Here is a 5092-nt window from a genome sequence, read left to right on the forward strand (position 1 = left end):
AGGTTTATCATTGACTGAATTACTTATGTCCCAGCCTCTTTTAGCTTTTGCTTTCACGAAGCTCTTCGTTTAAGCTTTTTATTTCTTTAATTAGTTCGACCATCTCTTGCTTAGCCTCAGGATATTGATGATTCCAATGCTTAATTAACGGTGGCATTGACTTTGAAATATATGTATACAAAGCCCACTTCTCAATCTTATCCTTTAAATCTGGATTTGTTTCTCCCACCATGAGCTCCGTATATTTTTCTAGAAGTGCATCAAACTTCTCGTTAAATTCTTTATCCATAAATTGGCGCCTCCTTGTCTTGTGCTCGACATAAAATGGGACAGCTTTTACAATACTTCTTCTTTCCAGCCAGCTGATAGGATAGACAGCACGTTTGACGACTTTTTGCTCTTGTATAGCACCTTAAAGGGTTGACTTCATATTGACCAAACTGATTACCCGCTGCTTCATAGAAAAGATAAGTAAAGTCATCTTCTAACTGAAGCTGATTGACGTTATTATCTTTTTTTAATTGGTCATATAGCCAAAGTAGGTACACGGCAATGTTTTCCCACAGCACCCTTTTTGAAATACCTGTATATTGATTAAGTGGATTCCAGATTGACTCAAATCCTTCAGACAAGAGTTCAGTCACTATTTCTTTTCGTTCTTCGTTTCGATTCGCTACGTCAACTTGAGTAATGGCTTGTTCCGGGTAATAGACTTGAGGTAACCATAACCCATCATCTTCACACTCTGCTTGTAAAGAAAGGCGCTGCACGTCGACTCTTTTTTGACATACTGAAAAGGCATATAAGCAGCCTGCTGCTACAAACCCCAATCTTTTTGCAAAAATAGAAGCGACCACTCTTAAGTTGGGCGCTTCTATCTTGTCTTGAATAAAAGAGAGAGCACTCTCCATCTTCCGCTCATCAGCAAGATCTGCTATCTTCATCTCATAGGCTGACGTTTGTATAAAAGTAGCTCTAAACTTCTCTGCTAACGCTTGCTGTTCTTTTTTATTAAGCATGCTGGAGTTCAGCTCCAACCTTTTGAACCACACATCTTCCTCTGCCGTGCGGAATACAAAGCGGTGTCCCAAAAAGCGGGTCAACTGTTACTTCACAATTCATATTAAACACATTACGAACCAGCTGACACGTAATCACTTCTTCAGGTTTTCCCTGCGCATAAATTTGTTTGTCCTGAAGTGCTACAATATGGTGAGCATAACGACATGCTAAATTTAAATCATGTAAAACCATTACGATTGTTCGCTGTTCTTTTTCATTTAGTTCAAACAGCAAATCAAGGATTTCAATTTGATGAGTCATATCCAAATACGTTGTTGGTTCGTCAAGCAAGATAATATCCGTATCTTGAGCAAGAGTCATAGCAATCCAAGCACGCTGCCTTTGCCCTCCAGATAAAGAGTCTACCTGCCGATCAGCTAAATCACTTAGCCCTGTCGATTCTAGCGCTTTTTGAACCTTTTCTTCGTCTTCTTTCGACCATTGGCGAAACCAATTTTGATAAGGGTAACGCCCCTGCTTCACAAGCTGTAAAACAGTAAGACCCTCAGGTGCTACCGGTCCTTGGGGTAGGATAGCTAATTGCTTAGCAATTTCTTTTGTTGGCAAAGATGATATTTTAGATCCTTCTAACAGAACCGAACCTGTTTGCGGCTTTAAAAGCCGAGCAAGTGAGCGTAACAGCGTTGACTTCCCACAGCCGTTACTTCCGATAAAAACCGTAATCTCCCCTTTAGGAATCTTCAAATCTAATTCATTGATAATCATTGTTTCTCCATACGACAAGCTTAACGACTTTGTTTCTAATGAATGCATGACTTTCACTCCTTTTTTGAAAAGATTAAGTTTAGACGTTACGCTGCTTATATAACAAGTAGATAAAATATGGTGCTCCAATTGCTGCTGTGAAAACACCTGCTGGTATTTCAAGCGGTAAAAAGAACGTTCTTCCTACTAAATCTGCAGCCACAATTAAAATTGCACCAATCAGTGCCGATAATGGAAGCAATACTCCAAACGACGAGCCAACGAGGCGGCGAGCAATATGAGGTGCTAATAGCCCAACAAAGCTAATACCTCCAGCAAACGCGACGGCGGTACCCGTTAGTGCCGTACTCATTACAAGCAGCATTAAGCGGTTTTTTTGAACATGACTTCCCACATTAATAGCAACTTCTTCACCCAGCTCTTGAATATTCAGGTTACGAACCATAACCAATGCAATAATGATTAAAATAACAGTAATTGGCGCAATCGTATATACATTTGTCCAGTTTGATCCATATACGCTACCAGTAATCCAAATATTCGCTTGGCTCGCTTGATAAATTGGACCCATAATCATAAATAAGGTTGTCATTGCCTTGGTCAAAGCGGTTAAGCCGATGCCAATCAGTACTAAGGTAATCGGTGATACTCCGTTTCGCCAAGCGAAAATATAAAGCAAGATTGCTACAATTAAAGCGCCTAAAAATGCGCTAAGCGGCAGCCATTGAATGCTAACTGTTAGGGAGTTTTTCTCGTCGCTAAATAATGCTAAAAATAAAACGACTCCAACAGAAGCTCCTCCCGTTAAACCAATTAAGTCTGGTGATGCCAAAGGATTGCGAACAAGACCTTGAAGAATGGCTCCTGCTGCCGCTAAGCAAATGCCTGCACAAATAGCGACAAGAATACGAGGTAACCGAAATGACGTGACCACTAATTTTTCAAACTCAAGGCCCTGCCCAAATAAAATTCCGATAATTTTAAATGGGCCAATGAACAATTCACCCATCCCAGCACTTAATACAAAGAGTGCAAACAGTAACAATGTACAAACTGAAATAATAATTGTAGCTTTTATATTTAGTAAAAAAGAGAGATTTTTTAAACGAATCGGTTGATATTTCTTCATGCTTTAGCGCCCTTTCTTGCTAAATAAATAAAGAATGGGGTTCCAATAAAAGCAGTCATAACGCCAACAGGAATCTCTTCCGGCATAATAACATAGCGAGCTGCAATATCTGCAATTAACAGCAAAATCCCCCCTGCTACTGCGCTATAAGGGAAAATCCAACGATAGTCGTGGCCCACAAACGCTCTTACGATATGAGGAATGATAATACCTACAAAGCTAATAGGGCCTGCAATGGCAACGGCTCCTCCTGCCAAGATGGCAATGAGTATACCTGCTGTTAGTTTGACAGCAACGGTTCGCTGCCCTAAACTTCTCGCCACATCTTCACCCATATTTAAAATATTTATTTTCCCTGCCAGAATAAATGACACGATAATTGCGACAGCAATATAAGGTAGTACGCCATACAACACTTCTAGTTTACGCCCTTGTACTGAACCTGCTAGCCAATACAGTACTTGATCGAGTGCTGTTTCATCCAATACGAGTAAACCTTGTGTTAAAGAAGAAAAAAACGCAGCAATTGCTGCTCCAGCAAGCGTCATTTTTATAGGCGTTAGTCCTTCTTTACCAATCGAGCCTAACAAATACACTGCTACTACGGTTAAAGCCGCTCCAACAAATGCAATCCACGTAAAGGCTTGCAGAGAGTTTACTGAAAAAATCATGATGGCAACCACGATAAAAAAACCTGCTCCAGCATTCACACCAAGAATATCAGGGGAAGCAAGCGGATTTTTCGTTAACGCTTGCATCATTGCGCCTGCAATCCCAAGACATGCACCTACAACAGCACCTATTAGAGCACGTGGTAATCGAACATTTTGTATAACTAAATGTTCGTTTGAACCATCGAACGACTGGAACGCATTTATAGCTGTTTTTATGCTTGTATCTGTATAGCCTAAGACAATGCTTAAACCAATACAAATTAGTAGAAAGATTATACTTAAAATTAAACCAGTTACTCTCATTTGTCTATTTTGCAAAATCATCTTCATTGCTCCTCTAAGGTAGCCTATTTAACTATTACTTTCTTTTAGTTTAGGGAACATTAAAATGAGTGTCAATGACTTTGAGAATCATTTTCAACTTTTTATTGACAGCCTTTAATTTTTGCAATATTATCATAGTTGTAATTGAAAATCATTATCAATCATACATAGGGGGTTCATTAAATGAAAGCGTCTAAAGTGAAATATTTATTCTCACTGATGGCTGTAATGGTTCTTGTTTTCTTAGCAGCTTGCGGTAATTCATCATCTGAAGGTGAAAAAGAAAACAGCGACAGCGCAGCAAAAGATCAGTCTTATACAATTAAACACGCAATGGGTGAAACAAAAATTGACGGAACGCCAAAACGTGTTGTTATTTTGACAAATGAAGGTACGGAAGCACTATTAGCTATGGGTGTTAAGCCAGTCGGAGCAGTAGAGTCTTGGTTAGGAGATCCTTGGTATGACCATATTAAAGACCAAATGGAAGGTGTTAAAAGCGTAGGTACTGAAAGCGAACCTAGTCTTGAAACGATTGCATCTTTAAAGCCAGACTTAATTATTGGTAACAAAATGCGTCAAGAAAAAGTGTATGATCAATTAAGCCAAATCGCACCAACTGTTTTTGCTGAAGAACTAAGAGGCGACTGGAAAGAAAACTTCAAGCTTTACTCAAAAGCAGTAAATAAAGAAGATGAAGGTAAAAAAGTATTAGCTGACTTTGATAACCGAGTGGCTGATTTAAAAGAGAAGCTTGGAGACCAAAAGAAAGAAGAAATTTCAGTTGTACGTTTTACAGCTGGCGATGTACGTATTTATCATAAAGATTCATTTTCTGGTGTAATTCTAGATCAACTTGGCTTTGCTCGTCCTGAATCACAACAGCAGAACGACTTAGCTGAAATGAACGCAACAAAAGAGCGTATTCCAGCGATGGATGGAGATAAATTATTCTACTTCTCATACGAAACTGGTGATGGAGAAGCTACAAAGGTAGCTGAAGAGTGGACCAACGATCCATTGTTTAAAAACTTGAACGTATCAAAAACAGATAGCGTGTATCCTGTAGAAGATGCAATCTGGAATACTGCTGGTGGTGTATTAGCTGCGAATATCATGCTAGATGATATTGAAAAAGTATTTTTATCTGAAAAATAAACAACAGGAGGCTGGGACA

6 protein-coding genes are annotated in these 5092 nt (G+C 39.2%); 1 reads left to right on the forward strand and 5 read right to left on the reverse strand.

What is annotated here, in order from left to right; genetic code table 11:
• Positions 1-40 precede the first annotated feature (40 nt).
• Genes BFL01S_RS18830 through BFL01S_RS18850 form a run of 5 tightly spaced genes read right to left on the reverse strand, consistent with a single transcriptional unit; the run spans position 41 to position 3915 of the window.
• Complete coding sequence (locus BFL01S_RS18830; protein ID WP_025909449.1) at positions 41-289, reverse strand: DUF2573 family protein; 249 nt, start codon at positions 287-289, stop codon at positions 41-43.
• A complete protein-coding gene (locus BFL01S_RS18835; RefSeq protein WP_025909450.1) occupies positions 282-1019 on the reverse strand; it encodes an IucA/IucC family C-terminal-domain containing protein in 738 nt (245 codons plus the stop codon). Before BFL01S_RS18835 ends, BFL01S_RS18830 begins: the two co-directional genes overlap by 8 nt.
• Positions 1012-1836: an ABC transporter ATP-binding protein gene (locus BFL01S_RS18840; protein ID WP_025909451.1), complete on the reverse strand. Its 825-nt coding sequence runs from the start codon at positions 1834-1836 to the stop codon at positions 1012-1014. The genes BFL01S_RS18835 and BFL01S_RS18840 overlap by 8 nt, the downstream gene beginning before the upstream one ends.
• A 31-nt stretch (positions 1837-1867) precedes the next feature.
• Positions 1868-2917, reverse strand: a complete 1050-nt coding sequence (locus BFL01S_RS18845; protein WP_061786631.1) for a FecCD family ABC transporter permease — start codon at positions 2915-2917, stop codon at positions 1868-1870.
• Complete coding sequence (locus BFL01S_RS18850; protein ID WP_061786632.1) at positions 2914-3915, reverse strand: FecCD family ABC transporter permease; 1002 nt, start codon at positions 3913-3915, stop codon at positions 2914-2916. Before BFL01S_RS18850 ends, BFL01S_RS18845 begins: the two co-directional genes overlap by 4 nt.
• A gap of 183 nt (positions 3916-4098) precedes the next feature.
• Between BFL01S_RS18850 and BFL01S_RS18855 the strand changes: the two genes are divergently transcribed.
• Entirely contained in the window at positions 4099-5073 is a 975-nt protein-coding gene (locus BFL01S_RS18855; protein ID WP_025909454.1) for an ABC transporter substrate-binding protein, read from the forward strand.
• The last annotated feature ends 19 nt before the right edge of the window (positions 5074-5092 follow it).

This window comes from Priestia flexa NBRC 15715 (assembly GCF_001591565.1).
Lineage (GTDB): Bacteria > Bacillota > Bacilli > Bacillales > Bacillaceae_H > Priestia > Priestia flexa.

Coding starts and splice junctions, on each gene's coding strand:
- BFL01S_RS18830 (WP_025909449.1), bottom strand. CDS start 289: ATGGATAAAGAATTTAACGAGAAGTTTGATGCACTTCTAGAAAAATAT.
- BFL01S_RS18835 (WP_025909450.1), bottom strand. CDS start 1,019: ATGCTTAATAAAAAAGAACAGCAAGCGTTAGCAGAGAAGTTTAGAGCT.
- BFL01S_RS18840 (WP_025909451.1), bottom strand. CDS start 1,836: ATGCATTCATTAGAAACAAAGTCGTTAAGCTTGTCGTATGGAGAAACA.
- BFL01S_RS18845 (WP_061786631.1), bottom strand. CDS start 2,917: ATGAAGAAATATCAACCGATTCGTTTAAAAAATCTCTCTTTTTTACTA.
- BFL01S_RS18850 (WP_061786632.1), bottom strand. CDS start 3,915: ATGATTTTGCAAAATAGACAAATGAGAGTAACTGGTTTAATTTTAAGT.
- BFL01S_RS18855 (WP_025909454.1), top strand. CDS start 4,099: ATGAAAGCGTCTAAAGTGAAATATTTATTCTCACTGATGGCTGTAATG.